Origin of the sequence: Nonomuraea sp. NPDC000554, from assembly GCF_040300065.1 — a bacterium.
Classification (GTDB): Bacteria; Actinomycetota; Actinomycetes; order Streptosporangiales; family Streptosporangiaceae; genus Nonomuraea.
Window position 1 is genome coordinate 1 of sequence record NZ_JBEPDC010000041.1, and the last position, 18,489, is coordinate 18,489.

General features: G+C 69.4%; 21 protein-coding genes and 1 tRNA gene. 7 read left to right on the plus strand and 15 right to left on the minus strand.

Translation table 11 applies throughout. The annotated features are described in order from the left end of the window. Positions 1-160: 160 nt before the first annotated feature. The 5 genes from rplA to ABT294_RS46040 all read right to left on the minus strand — a co-directional run bounded on the left by rplA (position 161) and on the right by ABT294_RS46040 (position 2,713). Positions 161-880: a 50S ribosomal protein L1 gene (rplA, locus tag ABT294_RS46020; RefSeq protein ID WP_350812839.1), complete on the minus strand. Its 720-nt coding sequence runs from the start codon at positions 878-880 to the stop codon at positions 161-163. Between the two features lie 59 nt (positions 881-939). Next, entirely contained in the window at positions 940-1,371 is a 432-nt protein-coding gene (gene rplK / locus ABT294_RS46025; protein ID WP_350812840.1) for a 50S ribosomal protein L11, read from the minus strand. Positions 1,372-1,486: 115 nt separating this feature from the next. After that, positions 1,487-2,251: a transcription termination/antitermination protein NusG gene (gene nusG, locus ABT294_RS46030; protein WP_350812841.1), complete on the minus strand. Its 765-nt coding sequence runs from the start codon at positions 2,249-2,251 to the stop codon at positions 1,487-1,489. A 67-nt stretch (positions 2,252-2,318) separates the two neighbouring features. Continuing rightward, positions 2,319-2,564, minus strand: coding sequence for a preprotein translocase subunit SecE (gene secE, locus ABT294_RS46035; RefSeq protein WP_350812842.1), 246 nt, complete (start codon positions 2,562-2,564; stop codon positions 2,319-2,321). A 76-nt stretch (positions 2,565-2,640) separates the two neighbouring features. Further along, positions 2,641-2,713 (minus strand) — tRNA-Trp (locus tag ABT294_RS46040). Between the two features lie 158 nt (positions 2,714-2,871). On the opposite strand from ABT294_RS46040, the gene ABT294_RS46045 reads away from it, so the two are divergent. Beyond that, positions 2,872-4,080: a pyridoxal phosphate-dependent aminotransferase gene (locus ABT294_RS46045; protein ID WP_350812843.1), complete on the plus strand. Its 1,209-nt coding sequence runs from the start codon at positions 2,872-2,874 to the stop codon at positions 4,078-4,080. Positions 4,081-4,123: 43 nt separating this feature from the next. Here the strand turns inward: ABT294_RS46045 and ABT294_RS46050 are convergent, their stop codons facing one another. Next, complete coding sequence (locus ABT294_RS46050) at positions 4,124-4,633, minus strand: hypothetical protein (RefSeq protein WP_350812844.1); 510 nt, start codon at positions 4,631-4,633, stop codon at positions 4,124-4,126. Between the two features lie 41 nt (positions 4,634-4,674). Then, entirely contained in the window at positions 4,675-5,268 is a 594-nt protein-coding gene (locus ABT294_RS46055; protein WP_350812845.1) for a hypothetical protein, read from the minus strand. Between the two features lie 146 nt (positions 5,269-5,414). On the opposite strand from ABT294_RS46055, the gene ABT294_RS46060 reads away from it, so the two are divergent. Beyond that, a complete protein-coding gene (locus ABT294_RS46060) occupies positions 5,415-6,434 on the plus strand; it encodes an adenosine deaminase (protein WP_350812846.1) in 1,020 nt (339 codons plus the stop codon). Positions 6,435-6,449: 15 nt separating this feature from the next. On the opposite strand, the gene ABT294_RS46065 is transcribed toward ABT294_RS46060, so the two are convergent. Continuing rightward, positions 6,450-7,223, minus strand: coding sequence for a hypothetical protein (locus ABT294_RS46065; protein WP_350812847.1), 774 nt, complete (start codon positions 7,221-7,223; stop codon positions 6,450-6,452). Beyond that, positions 7,210-7,767: an RNA polymerase sigma factor gene (locus tag ABT294_RS46070; RefSeq protein WP_350812848.1), complete on the minus strand. Its 558-nt coding sequence runs from the start codon at positions 7,765-7,767 to the stop codon at positions 7,210-7,212. The genes ABT294_RS46065 and ABT294_RS46070 overlap by 14 nt, the downstream gene beginning before the upstream one ends. 108 nt (positions 7,768-7,875) lie before the next feature. Here ABT294_RS46070 and ABT294_RS46075 point away from each other — a divergent pair, with 108 nt between their 5' ends. Next, positions 7,876-8,607, plus strand: coding sequence for a class I SAM-dependent methyltransferase (locus ABT294_RS46075; RefSeq protein WP_350812849.1), 732 nt, complete (start codon positions 7,876-7,878; stop codon positions 8,605-8,607). Between the two features lie 60 nt (positions 8,608-8,667). Here the strand turns inward: ABT294_RS46075 and ABT294_RS46080 are convergent, their stop codons facing one another. The 5 genes from ABT294_RS46080 to ABT294_RS46100 all read right to left on the minus strand — a co-directional run bounded on the left by ABT294_RS46080 (position 8,668) and on the right by ABT294_RS46100 (position 15,258). After that, positions 8,668-9,552: a carbohydrate ABC transporter permease gene (locus tag ABT294_RS46080; protein ID WP_350812850.1), complete on the minus strand. Its 885-nt coding sequence runs from the start codon at positions 9,550-9,552 to the stop codon at positions 8,668-8,670. Then, positions 9,552-10,436 (minus strand): carbohydrate ABC transporter permease, encoded by an 885-nt coding sequence (locus ABT294_RS46085; RefSeq protein WP_350812851.1) that lies wholly within the window; start codon positions 10,434-10,436, stop codon positions 9,552-9,554. The genes ABT294_RS46080 and ABT294_RS46085 overlap by 1 nt, the downstream gene beginning before the upstream one ends. Before the next feature lie 68 nt (positions 10,437-10,504). Next, a complete protein-coding gene (locus ABT294_RS46090; protein ID WP_350812925.1) occupies positions 10,505-11,767 on the minus strand; it encodes an extracellular solute-binding protein in 1,263 nt (420 codons plus the stop codon). 210 nt (positions 11,768-11,977) lie between these two features. Beyond that, a complete protein-coding gene (locus tag ABT294_RS46095; RefSeq protein ID WP_350812852.1) occupies positions 11,978-13,840 on the minus strand; it encodes an acyl-CoA dehydrogenase family protein in 1,863 nt (620 codons plus the stop codon). A gap of 59 nt (positions 13,841-13,899) precedes the next feature. Further along, positions 13,900-15,258: an APC family permease gene (locus ABT294_RS46100; protein ID WP_350812853.1), complete on the minus strand. Its 1,359-nt coding sequence runs from the start codon at positions 15,256-15,258 to the stop codon at positions 13,900-13,902. Positions 15,259-15,338: 80 nt separating this feature from the next. On the opposite strand from ABT294_RS46100, the gene ABT294_RS46105 reads away from it, so the two are divergent. From ABT294_RS46105 to ABT294_RS46120, 4 genes are all read left to right on the plus strand, one after another. Continuing rightward, positions 15,339-15,794 (plus strand): Lrp/AsnC family transcriptional regulator, encoded by a 456-nt coding sequence (locus tag ABT294_RS46105; RefSeq protein WP_350812854.1) that lies wholly within the window; start codon positions 15,339-15,341, stop codon positions 15,792-15,794. A gap of 70 nt (positions 15,795-15,864) precedes the next feature. Then, entirely contained in the window at positions 15,865-16,296 is a 432-nt protein-coding gene (locus ABT294_RS46110; RefSeq protein ID WP_350812855.1) for a hypothetical protein, read from the plus strand. Further along, positions 16,293-16,907 carry a TetR/AcrR family transcriptional regulator gene (locus ABT294_RS46115; protein WP_350812856.1) on the plus strand — a complete coding sequence of 205 codons (615 nt, stop codon included), beginning with the start codon at positions 16,293-16,295 and terminating at the stop codon, positions 16,905-16,907. Before ABT294_RS46110 ends, ABT294_RS46115 begins: the two co-directional genes overlap by 4 nt. Positions 16,908-17,070: 163 nt before the next feature. Then, the gene (locus ABT294_RS46120) at positions 17,071-17,208 is read left to right on the plus strand and encodes a hypothetical protein (protein ID WP_350812857.1); all 138 of its coding nucleotides are present in this window, start codon (positions 17,071-17,073) and stop codon (positions 17,206-17,208) included. A 103-nt stretch (positions 17,209-17,311) separates the two neighbouring features. Here ABT294_RS46120 and ABT294_RS46125 read toward each other — a convergent pair whose 3' ends face one another. Further along, complete coding sequence (locus ABT294_RS46125) at positions 17,312-18,457, minus strand: acetyl-CoA C-acetyltransferase (RefSeq protein WP_350812858.1); 1,146 nt, start codon at positions 18,455-18,457, stop codon at positions 17,312-17,314. Positions 18,458-18,489: the final 32 nt, after the last annotated feature.

The following is an 18,489-nucleotide window of genomic DNA, read 5'->3' on the forward strand; positions in this document are numbered from 1 at the left end:
AAGACGCTCGACTGGGATACCCCAGCCGAGCGTCTCACTATGCTGCTCGCAGCCAGTAATTGATCACTGTGTTGCGACGACCCCTCGAATCCGCGAGTCAGGCGGGGGCTCACTGCTCTGCCAGGTCGCGTACGCATGCGTACGCGTAAGACCGGTTCGGTTACGCCTCGAGCTCGGCCGTGAGGCCGCGGGTGAGGTTGGGGTCGACCGGAACGCCAGGGCCCATCGTGGTGGAGAAGGTGACCTTCTTCAGGTAACGGCCCTTGGCAGCCGACGGCTTGAGACGGAGCACCTCGTCGAGCGCGGCCGCGTAGTTCTCGATGAGCTGGCGCTCGCCGAACGACGTCTTGCCGATGATGAAGTGCAGGTTAGCCTGCCGGTCGGTGCGGAACTCGATCTTGCCGCCCTTGATCTCGGTGACGGCCTTGGCGACGTCGGGCGTCACGGTGCCGGTCTTCGGGTTCGGCATGAGACCGCGCGGGCCGAGGACGCGGCCCAGGCGGCCGACCTTGCCCATGAGGTCGGGGGTGGCGACGACGGCGTCGAACTCGTTGAGCCGGTTGCCCTTGGCGATCTCGTCGATCAGCTCGTCGGCCCCGACGATGTCGGCGCCGGCCTCGCGGGCTGCCTCGGCACGGTCACCGGTCGCGAAGACCAGGACCCGGGCGGTCTTGCCGGTGCCGTGCGGGAGGTTGACCGTGCCGCGCACGATCTGGTCGGCCTTGCGAGGGTCGACGCCCAGCCGGAGCGCCACTTCGACGGTCGCGTCGAACTTGGTGGTCGACGTCTCCTTGGCGAGCTTCGCCGCCTCGACGGGGGTGTAGAGCTTGTCGCGGTCGACCTTGGCGGCCGCGTCCTTGTGCGCCTTGCTGCGCTGCATGTCTGTCTCCTTGTGGTGTGCGGGCCGGAATCCGGCCCTCCCACGGTTCGGGAAGGGTGTCAGTCGGCGACGGTGATGCCCATCGACCGGGCGGTGCCGGCGATGATCTTCTCAGCGGCCTCGACGTCGTTGGCGTTGAGGTCGGGCATCTTGGTCTCGGCGATGCTGCGGAGCTGCTCGCGGGTGAGCTTGCCGACCTTGTCCTTGTGCGGGACCGCGCTGCCCTTGTCGATGCCCAGAGCCTTCTTGATCAGCTCAGGCGCCGGGGGCGTCTTCGTGATGAAGGTGAAGCTGCGGTCCTCGAAAATGGTGATCTCAACGGGGATGATGTTGCCCCGCTGGGCCTCCGTCGCAGCGTTGTACTGCTTGACGAAGTCCATGATGTTGACGCCGTGCGGACCGAGGGCGGTACCGACGGGCGGCGCGGGCGTGGCCTGGCCAGCGGGCAGCTGGACCTTCACCAAGGCCGCAATCTTCTTCTTTGGAGGCATGATCCTTCTCCGGGTCCTGAGTGTGTTGCGAAACCCCACGGATGTGAGGGATCCACGAAGTTCTTGGGATCACCCTCACATGTGTGGGGACGACGTATCAGCCTACGTGATCGTCTTAGATCTTCGAGACCTGGTTGAACGACAGCTCGACCGGAGTCTCGCGACCGAAGATCGAGACGAGCACCTTGAGCTTCTGCGACTCGGGGCTGATCTCGCTGACCGAGGCGGGCAGCGTGGCGAACGGGCCGTCCATGACGGTGACGGACTCGCCGATCTCGAACTCGACCGTGGGGCCCGTGCTCGTCTTGGCGGCGGCCTTCTTGCTCTCTTCCGTCGGCTCGGGCGCCAGCAGCTTGGCGACCTCGTCGAGGCTGAGCGGGCTCGGCTTGTTCGACAGACCCACGAAACCGGTCACGCCAGGCGTGTTCCGGACGGCGGCCCAGGACTCGTCGGTCAGCTCCATGCGCACCAGCACGTAGCCGGGGAGCACCCGCTCCTTGACCGGCACCTTCTTGCCGCTCTTGAACTCCTGGACGGTGTGCGTCGGCACCTCGACCTGGTAGATGTAGTCCTCCATGTTGAGCGACACGTTGCGGCTCTCGATGTTGGACTTGACGCGGTTCTCGTAACCGGCGTAGGAGTGGATCACGTACCACTCGCCGGGCAGGCCGCGCAGGGAGAGCTTGAACTCCTCGACAGGATCGACGTCGGGCAGCGTCTCACTGTCTTCGTCGACGGCGGGAGCCTCGTCGGCGGCCTCCTCGTCGCTCTCGGCGACCTCGGCCTCGTCGACGATCTCCTCAGCGGCCTCGACGGGCTCTTCCGGCTCGCCGCCCCACTCGTCGCGGGGGCCGTCGGCCGGCACTGAAGACTCGGACACGGTGACTCTTCCTCTTTCGTCGAATCGAAGGGCGACTCCGTCAGGTGGCACCCGGCGGTGTCGCGGCTCAGGCTCCGCCGAAGACGCGGAGGACCGCCCAGCCCAGGGCGCTGTCGAACCCGTACACGATCGCAACCATGATCAGAACGAATACCAGAACGACCGTGGTATAGGTGACGAGATCCTTACGTGTCGGCCAAATGACCTTACGGAGCTCATTGACGACCTGCCGGTAGAAAAGGGCAGGCGAAGTGCGTGTCTTCTTTTCGCCACTAGGCTTGCCTGCGGTCTCGCCGCGCGTGTCGATCGCCACAGTCCTCACCTGATCTGTCGTATCCAACGCAGTTTGCGGCGCGCTTACACGCCTACCGTTGCGCGGACCGCACTCGCAGGGCACGAGGGACTCGAACCCCCAACCGCCGGTTTTGGAGACCGGTGCGCTACCAATTGCGCCAGTGCCCTATGTCGTCAACCACACTACCCTGATCGACTCACTGCCTGGACCGAACCGCACGTCGACATGCGGCGGTACGACCAGGCGAAAGTGTATCGGGGTAATGCCCGCCACGTCGAACCAGAACCTGATCGCCCAGCTCACGCGCACGTGGGAGCATGGAAACATGTCCACCCGACCCCGTGTCTCCACACGAATTTCCGCGATATCCGAGTCCGCGACACTCGCCGTGGACTCCAAGGCGAAGGCGATGAAGGCGGCCGGCCGCCCGGTCATCGGCTTCGGCGCGGGCGAGCCCGACTTCCCGACGCCTGGCTACATCGTCGAAGCAGCGGTCGAGGCGGCCCGCGATCCGCGCTTCCACAAGTACACCCCGGCGGGCGGTCTGCCCGAGCTCAAGCAGGCGATCGCCGCCAAGACGCGGCGCGACTCCGGCTACCAGGTCGAGGCGTCGCAGGTGCTGGTCACCAACGGCGGCAAGCAGGCGGTCTACCAGGCGTTCGCCACGCTGCTCGACCCGGGCGACGAGGTCCTGGTCGTGGCGCCGTACTGGACCACCTACCCAGAGGCGATCAAGCTCGCGGGCGGCGTCCAGGTGGACGTCGTCACCGACGAGACGACCGGCTACCTGGCGAGCGTGGAGCAGCTGGAGGCGGCGCGCACGGAGCGCACCAAGGTCCTGCTGTTCGTCTCGCCGTCCAACCCGACAGGGGCCGTCTACTCGCGCGAGCAGACCGTGGCGATCGGCCGCTGGGCGGCCGAGCACGGCCTGTGGGTCGTCACCGACGAGATCTACGAGCACCTCGTGTACGGCGGCGCCGAGTTCACCAGCATCGCCACGGCCGTCCCCGAGCTGGGCGACCGCGTCGTCATCCTGAACGGCGTGGCCAAGACCTACGCCATGACGGGCTGGCGGGTGGGCTGGATGATCGGCCCGGCCGACGTGGTCAAGGCGGCGACGAACCTGCAGTCGCACGCCACGTCCAACGTGGCCAACGTGTCGCAGCGGGCGGCGCTGGCGGCGGTCGCGGGCGACCTGTCGGCCGTCGCGCGGATGCGCGAGGCGTTCGACCGCCGCCGTCAGACGATGGTCCGCATGCTCAACGAGATCCCGGGCGTGTTCTGCCCCGAGCCTCAGGGCGCGTTCTACGCCTACCCGTCGGTCAAGGAGCTGCTGGGCAAGGAGCTGCGCGGCAGGCGTCCGCAGACCTCGGCCGAGCTGGCCGAGCTGATCCTGGAGGAGGCGGAGGTGGCGGTCGTCCCCGGCGAGGCGTTCGGCACTCCCGGTTACTTCAGGCTGTCGTACGCGCTGGGCGACGACGACCTGGTCGAGGGCGTCAGCCGCCTGTCCAAGCTGCTGTCAGAGGCGCACTGAGCCCGCGGGCGTCCCGCACACCGAGCGTGCGGGACGCCCGAGGTCAGCCGGGCGGTTTGACGCCGCCCACGATCGCGTTCAGCTCGGCGGCGAGTCCGGGCGTGGTGGTGACGAAGACGGCGGTGCCCGGCCGTTCGAGCCACATGAAGGCGCGCGTGCCGCCGGACGTCCGCCACCGCAGCGCGGGCTTGCCGTGGTAGGCGGCGAGGCTGGACCTGCGGACGAGCGTGGCGAACACCTCGGCCGAGCGGACCCCGCACACCACGCCGACCCGCACCTGCTCCCCGCCTCCCTTCCAGGTCCAGCCCTGCACCTTGAGCCGCTTCGTCAGCGAGTCGAGCCGGGTGAAGGCGCCCGTGCGGGTGAGCCCCTCGGGCAGGCGCGTGATGCTCACCGGGCCGGAGCCGCAGGTCAGCGTGGGCGCCTCGGAGATCGACGGCGCCGGGGCCGCGGTCGGGATCGCTGGGGCGGCGGCGGTGCCGCACGCGGTGAGTGACAGGGTGCCGCAGACGGCCAGGGACAGCATGAGCGACGGTGCCGCCAGGCGCCGCATCGACCCCCCATGACTTTTTGTGAATGCGCGGAGAAAAGGCCCTAGTTTCCTACAGGAGCCTCCACCGATGCGGCAATTGGCAGCAATTCCTCGCTGAGCGTCCGGCTCACCTTGATCCACGCACCGGTGCCGGCGCGTTCCAGCCAGACGATCTCCTGGCCGCCGTCGGTGGTCTCGCCGACCATGGCGGGCTTGCCGCGGATCGTGCTGTTCCTGGCGTTCCGCAGCGGGTTGCGCGCTCGGTAGGCGTCCCAGTCGGCGGCGACCGTCCCGTGCTCGACCTGGGCCTCGACGACGCCGGCAGTGGAGGAGAACTTGGCCCAGCCGCCCTCGACGCCGGGTTCCGGCCTGATCACGCCGCCTCCGGTGCGTTCGAGGCCGGCGGGCAGGTAGGTGAGCCAGAAGTCGTCGGAGATGACCGCGAGGGTGGTTCGGGCCAGGGGCGGGGCGGGGCCGCTCGCCCCTCCCCCGACTGGGTCCACGACGGGGCCGGACGCCCCCGCGACGACGGCGCGGTGGAGACGTCCGAAGCCCGAGGCGAAGAGGCCGTAGATGATGAGGACCGTGACGCCGAGCGCGACCACCGCCAGGGCTCCGCGCCGCATATTCCCGAGTTCCGTCCCGTCAGGGATCATGCACGGATGATCCCCTGTTTGACCCCGGTCCTACCGCGGCTTTACCCGACCCGTCAGGTCTCTTTCTGCTGCGTTGCCCTTCCGGGCGCCAGCTCGAGCCTGGCGACGTGGGACTGTCGTCGCTGGCCAGGTGGCAAGATGTGGAAATGCCACGTCCGCTAGACACGCTGCCCAAGGCCCATCTGCACCTGCACTTCACCGGCTCGATGCGGCATTCGACGCTGATCGAGCTGGCCGGGGAGCAGGGGTTGCATCTGCCTGACGCGCTGGTCCAGGACTGGCCGCCGCGGTTGCGGGCCACCGACGAGCGCGGGTGGTTCCGGTTCCAGCGGCTGTACGACATCGCACGGTCGGTGCTGAGCAGGCCGGAGCACGTCTACCGGCTGCTGCGGGAGACGGCCGAGGACGAGGTCGCGGCGGGGTCCCGATGGCTGGAGATCCAGGTGGACCCGTCAGGCTTCGCGCAGCGGTTCGGCGGGCTGACGGCGACGCTGGAGCTGATGCTCGACGCGGTGGCGCAGGCCGCTCAGCGCGCGGACGTAGGGGTCGCGGTGGTGGTGGCGGCCAACCGCACCAGACATCCGCTGGACGCCAACACCCTCGCCCGGCTGGCCGCGCAGTTCGCAGGGCAGGGGGTCGTGGGGTTCGGGCTGTCCAACGACGAGCGGCGGGGGGAGGCCCGCGACTTCGAGCGGGCGTTCAGGATCGCCAGGCGCGCCGGGCTGCTGGCCGTCCCGCATGGGGGCGAGTTGCTCGGGCCGCGCAGCATCGCGCAGTGCGTCGACGATCTCGGCGCGGACCGGGTGGGCCACGGCGTGCGGGCGGCCGAGGACGCGCGGCTGATGGAGCGGCTGGCAGAGCGGCAGATCTGCTGCGAGGTGTGCCCGACGTCGAACGTGGGGCTGGGGGTGGCGGAGCGGGCCGCCGACGTGCCGCTGCGGCGGCTGTTCGACGCGGGGGTGCCGATCGCGCTGGGGGCCGACGACCCGCTGCTGTTCGGGTCGCGGCTGTTGCGGCAGTACGAGCTGGCCCGCGAGGTGTACGGGTTCGACGACGCGGAGGTGGCCGAGCTGGCGCGGCAGTCCGTGCGGGCGTCGGCGGCGCCTGAGCCGGTGCGCAAGGAGCTGCTGCAGGGCGTGGACGACTGGCTGGCCTCCCCGGAGTGAGGCGTGGCCGGAGCGTCAGCGGAGGGACTCGGCGATCCGGGCCGCGCGCTCCTTGGAGCCCGCGCCTTCCAGGCGGTGGCCGACCGTGCCGGCCTGCCAGATGAGGGTGGGCGCCGCCTGCCGCAGCGGGACCTGGGTGCCGTCCTCGCGCTGGATGTAGCCGAGCGGGTGCGTGCCGCCGAGCCACCAGCCGGTGCGTCCGGCGACCGTGACCTCCTCGGGCCAGGGCGGGCCCACGCTCTTGAAGAAGTACGGGCTCAACCGTCCGTCGAACTGGTCGAGCCTGATGCCGCCCGGCCAGAACATCGACACGACCCGGCCCTGGTCGCTCACGGTCGCCCGCTCCGGTTCGCCGAGCTCGGCGGGGGTCCGGACGGGGAACGTCACCAGCCCGGCCACCTCGCCGGGCGGGACGGCCCGCTCGCCCGGCAACGGCGTGGGGGTGGCAGGGGCGGGCGCGGGATCGCCGAACCGGAGCTCGATCCCGCCGTAGTGCAGGATCCGCACCACGGCGGCGCGTCCCTGGGGGGTGGCCGCGGTGATCGCCACCACGGCGAGCAGCACGGCCGTGACGACCTTCCACCTGGCCCGCCGCCGGCGCGGCGCGCGGGCGGCCGTCTCGCCGCGGCTGCGCCGACGAGGTGTGGAGGCGTCGTCGCCGGTTTCCGCGGTGAGGCGGGCGCGGACCGCGGCCGCCACGTCCGCTTCCGGCGGGGTCGGGACGTCGAGGGCGGCGCCGAGGGCGGTGAGCTCGGCTTCCAGGTCGTCGAAGTGCTCATCCGAGGTCACGGCCCACCTCCTCCCTCAACCGGGCCAGGCCGCGATGGGTGCTGGACTTGACGGTGCCGAGCGGCCAGTCGAGCACCTGTGCCGTCTCGGCTTCCGACAGCTGTAAGAAGTACCGGCAGACCACCGCCTGGCGTTCCCGTTCCGGCAGCGCGCGGACCGCCCGCAGGAGCCGGGCCCTGCGGTCGGTGGCCACGGCCGCGCCTTCGGGGTCGTCGGGGGAGGTCACGGCGGCCGTGGCGCCGAGCCGTGCCGTCAGGTCCGACCTGCGGCCCCGGGAGCGGGTCAGGTTGTGGGTCTCGTTGGCCACGATGCGCAGCAGCCACGGACGGAACGGGGAGTCCCGGCGGAAGGACGACAGGTGCCTGAACGCCTTGACGAACGCCTCCTGCACCACGTCCTCGGCCTCGTCGCCGGCGCCCAGCATGGTGGCGGTGCGGTGCGCGAGCGCGCTGTAGCGGGTGACCAGCACCTCGTAGGCTGACAGGTCACCGGTGAGGGAGAGGGCGATCGCCTCGTCATCGTCCATGGACGAGTCAGATTCCACCGCAAAGTGCACCTTCAGCGGAAGGGCGTTTGGCCGATCAGGTGAGCCCCGACTCTGACCGGGCACTAGACTCGGGCAAATCCGCGAACCCCTTGAAGGAACGGGACTATGTCTGGGTATGACCGTGTAGTGCAACCGGCGGCCGGTGACGAGGCCCTGGAGAACCACCTGGGTGGGGACGAGGCCAAGAACTATCGGCAGTACGAGTTCGACATGGTCGCGCCGCATGTCGGCCGTTCCATGCTGGAGATCGGCTCGGGGCTCGGCCACTTCGCCGAGCAGTTCCTGCCGAGGCTCGACAGGCTGGTGGTGAGCGACTTCGACCCGTACTGCGTCGAGCAGCTCAACAAGCGCTTCGAGGGCCGCGACGACATCGACGTCCTGCAGTTCGGGCTGCCGACCGACATCCCGCTGGAGAACAAGGTCGACACGGTCGTGATGATGAACGTGCTGGAGCACATCGAGGAGGACGCCGAGGCGCTCCGCTCGCTGGCGCGGGTCACCCTGCCGGGCGGCAGGATCATCATCTGGGTTCCCGGCTACATGCAGCTCTACGGAGACTTCGACCGCAAGGTGGGCCACGTCCAGCGGTACACGCCGAAGACGCTGCACGCGGCGGTGGCCAAGGCGGGCCTCGACGTCGACGTGCTCAAGCCGATCAACTTCCTGGGCGGCATCGCCTGGTGGGCGGCGGTCCGCCGGGGCGGCGTCGGCTACCCCGACCCGAAGCTGGTCAAGATCTACGACCGCACGGTGGTGCCGACGACGAGGTTCATCGAGCGGTTCATCACGCCGCCGTTCGGCCAGACCGTCTTCTGCGTCGCCCGCGTCCCGTCGTAGGGAGTGGCCCGGCCGCCCGCACGGTGGAGGGGCGTGGGGCGGCCGGGGCCCGGGGGTTGGCTACTTGATGGAGCCGGCGGTCAGGCCGCCGACCACCTTCCGTTCGATCAGCGCGAAGAGGATGATCACCGGGATGGTGGCGATCACCGATCCGGCGAACAGGTTCTGCCAGTCCACCTGGTACTGGCCGATGAACGAGTTCAGCGCCACCGTGAGCGGCTGGTTGGCCGGGGTGGTGGTGAGCGTCAGGGCGACCACGAACTCGTTCCACGCCGCGATGAAGGTGAAGATCAGCGCGGTGATGACGCCGGGCAGCGCCAGCGGCAGCGTGATGCGGAACAGCGCGCCGAAGCGGCCGTTGCCGTCGATGAACGCGGCCTCCTCCAGCTCGCGCGGGATCGAGGCGAAGTACGCGTTCAGGATCCACACCGCGAACGCCAGGTTGAACCCGCCGTTGACCAGGATCAGCGACCAGATCGAGTCGACCAGGCCGAACTGGTAGAACTCACGGTAGATGCCGACCAGCATGGCCGTCGGCTGGAACATCTGGGTGATCAGCACCAGGATCAGGAACGCGGTGCGTCCTCTGAAGTTGTGCCTGGCGGAGTAGTAGGCCGCGGGCAGCGCCACCAGCAGGACGAGGACGGTCGAGCCCGCCGCCACCTTCAGCGTGACGACGAGGTTGCCGGCGAGGCCGCTCGTCCAGAAGTTGGCGAGGTTGGACCAGATCCACTGCTTGGGGAAGAAGGAGACCTCGCGCAGCGAGTCCTGGGAGCGCAGCGAGGTGAGCACCATCACCACGTACGGGAACAGGAAGACGAACGCGATCACGTAGGCGGTCGCCGCGATGATCACCGTCTTGAGCCTGGCGGGCCGCCGTGGGCCCGTCCGCCTGGGCTTGGCGTGCGGACGGGTGGTGGTCGCGGGTGCCGTCCTGACCGCCATCACGCGACCTCCTTGTTCCAGCGGGTGACCCTCAGGAAGATCGCGGTCAGCACGATCACCATGCCGAAGTTCACGACCGACATGGCGGCCGACTCGCCGATGTTGGACCCCTTGAGGATGAACATCAGAATGGTCGAGGTGGCCGTCGAGTAGCCGGGCTGTCCGTGGGTCATCGCCCAGATGATCGGGAAGCTGTTGAAGACGTTCATCACGTTGATCAGCGCGGCCACAGTCAGCGCGGGACGCAGCAGCGGCAGGGTGATCGACCAGTACGTCCGCAGCTTGGTCGCGCCGTCCATCTTGGCGGCTTCGTAGACGTCCGCCGGGATCGTCGCCAGCCCGGCCAGCAGCGCGTACGTGGTGAACGGCACCGACACGAACACCGCGACGAACACCAGCCACGGCATCGCGCTGGAGGCGTCGCCGAGCTGGTCGGCGGCGGCGCCGCCCATCGCGTCGATCAGCCCCAGCTTGAGCCTGATCTGGTTGATCACGCCGACCTCGGGGTCGAGCATCCACTTGAAGATGATCGCCGTCATCAGCACGGACGCCGCCCACGGCGCGATCAGCGCCCAGCGGGCCACCCTGCGGCCGGGGAAGCGCTGGTTGAACAGCTGAGCGAGGGCCAGCGAGATGAGCACGGTGAGCGCGACGACCGCGACCACCCAGATCACGCTGCGGACCATGATGGCCGAGAAGTCCTTCTCGGCGAACAGCTTGTCGTAGTTCGCCAGGCCGTTGGACCCCTGCACCACGCCGAACCTGCTGATCTTCAGGAACGACGACCGGATCATCTCGATCACGGGCCAGAGCACGACCAGCGCGATCAGCACGATGGCGGGCCCGACCCAGGCGAGGGGTTCCAGGGCGCGCAACCTTCTCATGAGGAACCTTCCATCAAGGTACGGCTAGCGCCCCCGCGAGGTGCTAGCCGTACGGAGCCCCGAGGGGGTCAGCTGGCGTCGGCGGTCTTCTGCAGCTCGCCGAGGACCTTGGCCGGGTCGTCCTTGACGGCGCCGCCGATGGACTGCTTGATCTGCGGGTTCACCTCGGCCCACTTCGGGTCCTGGAACGGGTAGAAGCTGGCGTTGGGCAGCGCGTCGAGGAACGGCTTGAGCTTCTCGTCGCCTGACAGCTTCTTGATGCCGCCGTTGGTGACGGGCAGCAGCTTGTAGGTGTCGGAGATCTTCTGGGCGGCGCTGCCGGTGTAGAAGAAGTCGAAGAACTTCTTGATCTCGGCGGCGTGGCCGTTCTTGTTGAACGCCATGATCCAGTCCATGACGCCGAGCGTGGTGTCGAGCGGGCCGGCCTTGCCGGGGATGGCCGCGACGCCGTAGTTCTTCAGCCCGGCCGCGTCGAAGATCGGGATGGACATGGGGCCGCCGTTGACCATGCCGACCTTGCCGGCGCCGAAGTCCTCCCAGACCGTCTTACGGTCCTTGGTGCCGGGGTTCGGGGTGGTCAGGCCCGCGTCGACGAGGCCCTTCATGTAGGTGAACGTCTCGACGTTCTGCGGGGAGTTGATCGCCCACTTGCCGGAGGCGTCCTTGTATCCGCCGCCGTTGCCGAGCATCCACAGGAACGACTCGCCCTGGGCCTCCTCCTGGCCGAGCGGCAGACCGAAGGGCTGGCTGACGCCGGCCTTCTTCAGCTTCTCGGCGTCGGCCTTGAGCTCGTCCCACGTCTTGGGCGGCTCGGCGATGCCGGCCTTCTGGAACAGGTCCTTGTTGTAGAAAAGGGCGCGGGCCGAGGACACGAACGGGATGCCGTACGCGGTTCCGTCGACCTTGCCGAACTCGGCGAACTTCTGCAGCATGTCGCCGGAGACGTTCGGCGAGAGCACCTCGTCGACCTTGTAGAGCAGCTGGTCCTTGACGAAGCCGGAGTAGTCGCCGGTCTGCAGGATGTCGGGCACCTGGCCGTTCTGGACCATGGTGGCGACCTGCTTGTCGATGTCGTTCCAGTTGATGACCTGGACGTCCACCTTGATGTTCGGGTTGGCGGCCTGGAACTCGTCCACGACGCCCTTCCAGAACGTCTCGCCCGAGTTCGGCTTGCCGGGGCCGTCGCCGTAGTCGGCGGCGACCATCTTCAACGTGACCTGGCCTCCGGCCGAGGCCTTGTCCCCTCCGGCCGTTCCGGAGTCTCCGGACCCACAGCTGGACAGGACCAGCATGGTGGCCAGGCCGAGAGCGGCGCCGCCCACGAGCTTCATGTTCACCGTCAGTACCGCCTTCGCGTCGGACGGGTCATGCTGGTCCGTACCAGCGGCTGGACCTCGTCCAAGGGGATTGGGGGCGCGTGAGCCGCGGCTCAACGCGTTTGCGTCAGAGTAAGCCTCTGTTCAACGGGCGGTCTATACCGGTTGGTATCGGTTTGAAAACACTCGGACGCCTAAAGCCGCACAACCGGTCTAGACCGGACGTCAGAGGATCTTTCTACGGACGCTCTCCCCGCCCTGCGGCACGCCGATCCACGGCCCCTCGATGGACGGGTCGAGGATCCCCTCCTCAAGGAAGGTGTACCGGCCGTCGAGCACGTACTTGGCGAGCCGGACGTCCTGGCTGTCGCTGTTGTCCCAGAGGGCGGCGAACAGCGACTCGACCCGCCGCCTGGCCTGCCGGCAGAACGTGTCAGCCAGCTCGTACGGCCTGCGCCCCAGGTCACGGGCGTCCTCCTCGGCCTTGACGCAGGTCGCGGTCATCGCGAACAGCTCGGCCCCGATGTCCACCACGCGCCCGAGGAACGACTGCCGGTGCTCCAGCCCGCCCTGCCAGCGCGACATTCCGTAGAAGGTGGACCTCGCCAGCTTCCTGCTGGTCCGCTCCACGAACCGCAGGTGGTGGGCGAGCGGGCCGAAGTCGCCGTACGCGGCCGGCAGGTTGCCGGTGCCCGCGACCAGCGTGGGCAGCCACCTGGCGTAGAAGCGGCCCGCCCGCTTCAGGGCCCGCGCGCGCTCCTTCGCGGACGCCTCCGGGTTGATCAGCTCGCCGGCCGCCGACAGGTGCGCGTCGACCGCCTCACGGGTGATCAGCAACCGCATGATCTCGGACGAACCCTCGAAGATCCGGTTGATCCGGGCGTCGCGCAGCATCTGCTCGGCCGGTACGCCCCGCTCGCCGCGCGCCACCAGCGACTCGGCCGTCTCGAAGCCGCGCCCTCCCCTGATCTGGACCAGCTCGTCGGTCGCCCGGTACGACATCTCGGACGCGTACAGCTTGGCCAGCGCCGCCTCGATCCTGATGTCGTTGCGCTGGTCGTCGGCCATCCGGCTGGTCAGGTCGCTGACCGCCTCCAGGGCGTAGGCGGTGGCGGCGATGAACGCGATCTTGGTGGCCACCGCCTCGTGCGCGCCGACCTTGCGTCCCCACTGGACGCGGGCGTTGCCCCACTCGCGGGCGATCTTCACGCACCACTTGGCGTTGCCCGCACAGGTGGCGGGGAGCGACAGGCGTCCGGTGTTGAGCGTGGTGAGGGCGATCTTCAGGCCCTGCCCCTCGCGTCCGATCAGGTTCTTGGCCGGGACCCTGACCTGGGAGAACTCGGTGACGCCGTTCTCGATGCCGCGCAGACCCATGAAGGCGTTGCGCCGGTTGACGGTGATGCCGGGCGAGTCGGCCTCGACCACGAACGCGCTGATCTTCTCGCCGGTGCGGGCCATGACCACGAGCAGGTCGGCGACGACGCCGTTGGTGGTCCACAGCTTGACGCCGTCGAGGACGTAGTCGTCGCCGTCCCTGACGGCCGTGGTGGACAGGCGGGCCGGGTCGGAGCCCACGTCCGGCTCGGTCAGCAGGAACGCCGAAATTTCGCCCCGCGCGCACCTTGGTAGGAATTCTCGCTTCTGCTCTTCGGTGCCGAACAGCTTCAGCGGCTGCGGCACCCCGATCGACTGGTGCGCCGACAGCAGCGTCGCCAGCGCCGGGCAGTACGAGCCGACGAGCATCAACGTCCGGCAGTAGTACAGGTATGGCAGGCCGAGACCGCCGTACTTCTCGCTGATCGTGATCCCGAACGCGCCGAGCGCGGCCAGGCCCTTGACCACCTCGTCCGGCACCATCGCGGTGCGCTCGATCAGCGCGGGGTCCACGTGCCCGTCGAGGAACCTGCGGACCGCCCTGACGAACTCCTCACCCCGCTTGGTCGCCTGGTCCGGCAGCGTCGGCGCCGGATACACCAGGTCGAGGCGGAAGTCCCCGAGGAACAGCTGCTTCGCGAAGCTCGGCCGGGTCCACTCCCGCTCCCTGGCCTGCTCGCCGAGCTCTCTCGCCTTGGCGTACTCGCTCATAAAGCACCCTCCGTCAGACGCTACGCCGCCTTCGGATGCCTGGGTAGTTCAGGCCGCTCTCACGGAGACGGCCGCCAGGACGCGCGCCGCAGGCTCACCCGGTAGCTACCCAGAGCGACCGCTCCCAGAACGACCGGCACGAGCAGGTATGGACCACAGCAGACCAGGGCGACGACGGACAGCACGGTCGCCGCCGTCGCGACGGCCCGCGCCCTGCCTTCCAGGACCCGGATCGCGGCGGCCGTCCCCGCCGCCGTCACCGCCGCCAGGCACGCGGACGTGGCCCGCATCAGCGTGTCCAGGTCCACGGCCCAGAGCAGCGTCAGCGCCGTCACCACGCCTGTCACGACGGCCAGGAGCCCCAGGCTGCGGAACGGGGTCTCGCTGGGGGCCGCCCCCTTGGCGAACCAGGCCGGCAGCGCGCCGTCCCTGGCCAGGGCGGCCCCGAGCCGCGACGCGCCCGCGATGTAGGTGTTGATCGCGCCGAACGTGAGCAGGACCGCCACCCCGCCCGTGACCGGCCGCGCCACGCCGCCGAGGCCCGTCTCCAGCATGGCGGCCAGCGGGACCGGCGTCCCCGCCGCGCCGACGCCGATGGAGGTGACCGCCACACCCAGGTACAGGACGGTGATCACCGCCAGCGTGACCACGGTCGCCCTGGTCAGGCTGCGGCTGTCGGCGAACTCGGCCGACAGGTGGCTGGCCGCCTCCCAGCCGACGAAGGCGAACAGCAGCACGCCCGCCGCGTTCGCCACGCCCACGGCTCCGTACGGCGCGAACGGCACGAAACCGGCGGCCTCGGCGTGCGGCGCGGCCGACACCACCGCGACGACCAGCACCGCGACCAGCAGCAGGACCAGCCCCAGCTGCAACCGTCCGGAAGTGCGCAACCCGGCGGCGTTGGCGGCGAACGCGGCGGCGAGCAGCACCACCGCGACGACCAGCGCGCCTGCCTGTGCGGCCGGGACGGCCGACGCCCCGCCCCCGGCCTGTGCGCCCAAGGAGCCGGAGACTGCGCTCCCCGCCTGCGTGCCCAAGGAGCCGGGCACCGCGCCCACCGCCTGGGCGCCCAGGGCTGCGGCCACGTACTCGCCGCCGACGAGCGCTCCGGCCAGGGTGCCGATGGGGACCGTCCCGTAGAACCACCAGCCGACCACCGCCGACGCGCGCCGTCCGAACGCCAGCGCGACGAAGCTCGCCACCCCGCCGCCGTCGGGATAGCGCGCGCCCAGCGTGGCGAAGGTCGTCGCCACCGGCACGCTCAGCACCAGCAGCCCGGCCCACGCCAGCACCGAGGCGGGCCCTGCAGCGTCGGCGGCCAGGTGGGGCAGCACCAGCATCCCCGGCCCGAGCACCGCTCCCACCAGCAACGCGGTGCCCTGCGTGGTACTCAGCCGACCTGTCGTTTGCCCTGTCATGACACCAGAAGCTAGTCAGATGCACGGCAGCCAACTGGTTCAGGCGAACATACGGTCGGAACCGGTGCCACACTTCGGCCATGGACGAACTTGATTCGGCGATCATTCGCCTCCTCCAAACAGATGCGCGGCAGTCGAACAGGGAACTGGCCCGCAAGCTCGGCGTCGCCCCGTCCACCTGTCTGGAGCGCGTCCGGTCGCTCACCCGCAGGGGCGTCATCCGCGGCTACCACGCCGACATCGACCCGGCGGCGCTCAACCGCGGCGTCCAGGCGCTCGTGTCGGTCCAGGTCCGGCCGCTCAGCCGGGCCGTCATCGACGCCTTCAAGCAGTCGGCGGCGGACCTGCCGGAGGTGCTCAGCGTGTTCGTGCTGGCGGGCGGCGACGACTTCCTCCTGCACGTGGCGGTCCAGGACCTGGACCACCTGCACGCCTTCCTGCTCGACCGGCTCAGCAAACGCCGTGAGATCGCCGGGTTCCGCACGTCGGTGATCTTCCAGCAGGTCCACAACACCGCACCGACCCGCCTGGACTGAGGAAGCCCTTGTCACGATTTTGCATACCTCGTAAGCTTACAAGGTAAGCAAAATCGGAGGAGGAAGCGCCGTGACCACGTTCGCCGTCATCGTCCCGCTCGTCTGGCTCGCCTGGCTGATCGTGACCGAGTGGGTCCCGATGTTCCCGCTCAACGACCTGACCAAGGGAAACGTCCGCGGCCGGGTGCTCGCCGCGGCGATCAACTACCCCTTCCCGCTGCTGATCGCGGCCGGCCTCGCCTTACACCAGACCTGGTCGCTGATCACCGCCACCGCGCTCTGCGTCCTGATCATGGCCGGGCATCTGCAGAGCTGGTGGCTGCCGTACTTCGGCGTCAGCACCGAGGCGCAGCGCGAGGTCTACCGCCGCGACTACGGCCGCACACTGAAGATCCTCCCGACCGAGGGGCACGACGTGGTCATCGACGTCCAGCACCTGGTCGTGGGCGTGCTCTCCCTGATCATGCTGGCGACCACGCTGGTCGTTACGCTGACCGCATGATCCAGCGAGGCAGGGGCCGGCCGGCCGTACTCACCGTCGAGCGCATCGTGGACGCGGCCGTCGAGGTGCTCGACGCCGAAGGGCTCGACGCGCTGACCATGCGCCGGCTCGGCAGCCACCTCGGCGTCGCGGCGATGTCCCTGTACCGGCACGTCCCGAACCGCGACGCGCTGCTCGCCGAGATCGTCAACCGGCTCTTCGCCGAGGCCGTGACGGAGTCGCGGCCCGGCGGGCCGTGGCCGGAGGCGCTGAGCGGCTTCGCGGGCGCGTACCGGCGGATGCTGCTGGCGCACCCGCACGCCGTGCCGCTCCTCGCCACCCATCCCGTGGACGTCGAGCTGGGGCTGGAACTGCTGGGCGGCCTGCTCGACCGGTTCGACGAGGGCGGCGTGCCGCGCGAGAGCGCGCTGACCGCCGTCCAGTCCGTCGGCGTCTACGTGCTGGGACACGCTCTCGCCCAGGTCGGCGTGCCGCCAGGCGGCGAGGAGCCGCCGCCGGACACGGACCAGACCTTCTACGACCAGTGGTTCGACACCGGGCTGCGCGCGATGGTGTCGGGCTTCGAGCGAATAATCGGTTGCGACCCGTCCAAACCACCGCTTAGTGTCTAGGACATGCGCCTTTACCTGTAATGCGCCGGGGCTGAACAAGCCCGGCCACTCAGCGAAACCGCCCGGCGGTGACCACTCCCGCCACGAGTCCATCCAGACGCGGCAGCTGAGCTTGTCGACCGGTGTTCGAGCCGCGTCGCGAGTTACGTAAAGGAGCTTTCGTATGCGAGTACGCGCAGGCAAGAAGAGCAAGAACGTCCCCGGCCTTCCGGGGCGGGAGGCGCCGGTTCCGCGGCAGATGCCCAAGATGCCGCAGCGGCCGGTCGCGCCGCCGAGGCGCATCCCGTCCAAGGGCCGCTAGACCTCTACCGGGATGGTAGAACCCGCGGTGCGCCGTCCCCGACGCCATGGGGCGCCCCGCACGGCGCCCCGGCCCCTCCTGCAGGGGCCGGGGCGCCTTCGCGTCAGAGCCTCTCGATGATCGTGACGTTGGCCTGGCCGCCGCCCTCGCACATCGTCTGCAGGCCGTACCGGCCGCCGGTGCGCTCCAGCTCGTGCAGCAGCTTGGTCATCAGGATCGCGCCCGTGCCGCCCAGCGGGTGGCCGAGCGCGATCGCGCCGCCGTTCGGGTTGACCCGGGCCGGGTCGGCGTCCAGCTCCTTCATCCACGCCAGCGGCACCGGCGCGAACGCCTCATTGATCTCGACGACGTCGATGTCGTCGATCGACATCCCCGCCTTCTCCAGGGCCTTCCGCGTCGCCGGGATCGGCGCGGTCAGCATGAAGACCGGGTCGTCGCCCACGAGCGCGAGCTGGTGGATCCGGGCGCGCGGAGTCAGGCCGTGGTCGCGTACCGCCTGCTCGGAAGCGATCAGCAGCGCACCGGAACCGTCGGAGATCTGCGAGGACGTGGCCGCGGTGATCTGGCCGTCCTCCTTCAGCGTCTTCAGGGCGGCCATCTTCTCCAGCGTCGTGTCGGGACGCGGCCCCTCGTCGTCCTCGACGCCGTTGACGGGCTCGATCTGGTCCCTGAAGTAGCCGTTGGCGATGGCCTTGGCCGCGCGCTGGTGCGACTCGAAGGCGAAGCGCTCCAGGTCGTCGCGCTTGAAGCCCCACTTCTCGCACATCAGCTCCGCGCCGCGGAACTGCGAGATCTCCTGCTTGCCGTACCGCTCGACCCACAGGTCGCCGAACGGGAACGGCATGCCCTTCTCCAGCGCGGCGGTGATCGACGAGCCCATCGGCACGACGCTCATCGACTCGACACCGGCCGCGACGACCAGGTCCTGGGTGCCGGACAGCACGCCCTGGGCGGCGAAGTGGATCGACTGCTGCGAGGAGCCGCACTGCCGGTCGATCGTGACGCCGGCGGTCGTCTCCGGCAGCCCGGCGGAAAGCCACGCGTTCCGCGCGATGTCCATGCTCTGCGGGCCGAACTGCATGACGCACCCCATGACGACGTCCTCCACCGCCGCGGGGTCGACGCCGGTGCGGTCGATGAGCGCCTTCAGCGTGCGTGCGGCCAGGTCAGTGGGGTGGACGGTGGACAGCCCGCCCTTCTTCTTGCCGACCGGGGAGCGGACCGCCCCGACGATGTACGCCTCTGCCACAGTGCCTCCTGAAACCGAGCATTATTCGGTTA

Bases quoted from the DNA above. Each gene is read 5' to 3' on its own strand.
- ABT294_RS46085 (WP_350812851.1), bottom strand. From the start codon at position 10,436: ATGAGAAGGTTGCGCGCCCTGGAACCCCTCGCCTGGGTCGGGCCCGCC.
- rplA (WP_350812839.1), bottom strand. From the start codon at position 880: ATGCAGCGCAGCAAGGCGCACAAGGACGCGGCCGCCAAGGTCGACCGC.
- ABT294_RS46075 (WP_350812849.1), top strand. From the start codon at position 7,876: ATGTCTGGGTATGACCGTGTAGTGCAACCGGCGGCCGGTGACGAGGCC.
- ABT294_RS46115 (WP_350812856.1), top strand. From the start codon at position 16,293: ATGATCCAGCGAGGCAGGGGCCGGCCGGCCGTACTCACCGTCGAGCGC.
- ABT294_RS46080 (WP_350812850.1), bottom strand. From the start codon at position 9,552: ATGGCGGTCAGGACGGCACCCGCGACCACCACCCGTCCGCACGCCAAG.
- ABT294_RS46045 (WP_350812843.1), top strand. From the start codon at position 2,872: ATGTCCACCCGACCCCGTGTCTCCACACGAATTTCCGCGATATCCGAG.
- ABT294_RS46090 (WP_350812925.1), bottom strand. From the start codon at position 11,767: ATGAAGCTCGTGGGCGGCGCCGCTCTCGGCCTGGCCACCATGCTGGTC.
- ABT294_RS46060 (WP_350812846.1), top strand. From the start codon at position 5,415: ATGCCACGTCCGCTAGACACGCTGCCCAAGGCCCATCTGCACCTGCAC.
- ABT294_RS46050 (WP_350812844.1), bottom strand. From the start codon at position 4,633: ATGCGGCGCCTGGCGGCACCGTCGCTCATGCTGTCCCTGGCCGTCTGC.
- ABT294_RS46095 (WP_350812852.1), bottom strand. From the start codon at position 13,840: ATGAGCGAGTACGCCAAGGCGAGAGAGCTCGGCGAGCAGGCCAGGGAG.
- ABT294_RS46055 (WP_350812845.1), bottom strand. From the start codon at position 5,268: ATGATCCCTGACGGGACGGAACTCGGGAATATGCGGCGCGGAGCCCTG.
- ABT294_RS46120 (WP_350812857.1), top strand. From the start codon at position 17,071: ATGCGAGTACGCGCAGGCAAGAAGAGCAAGAACGTCCCCGGCCTTCCG.
- ABT294_RS46100 (WP_350812853.1), bottom strand. From the start codon at position 15,258: ATGACAGGGCAAACGACAGGTCGGCTGAGTACCACGCAGGGCACCGCG.
- ABT294_RS46105 (WP_350812854.1), top strand. From the start codon at position 15,339: ATGGACGAACTTGATTCGGCGATCATTCGCCTCCTCCAAACAGATGCG.
- rplK (WP_350812840.1), bottom strand. From the start codon at position 1,371: ATGCCTCCAAAGAAGAAGATTGCGGCCTTGGTGAAGGTCCAGCTGCCC.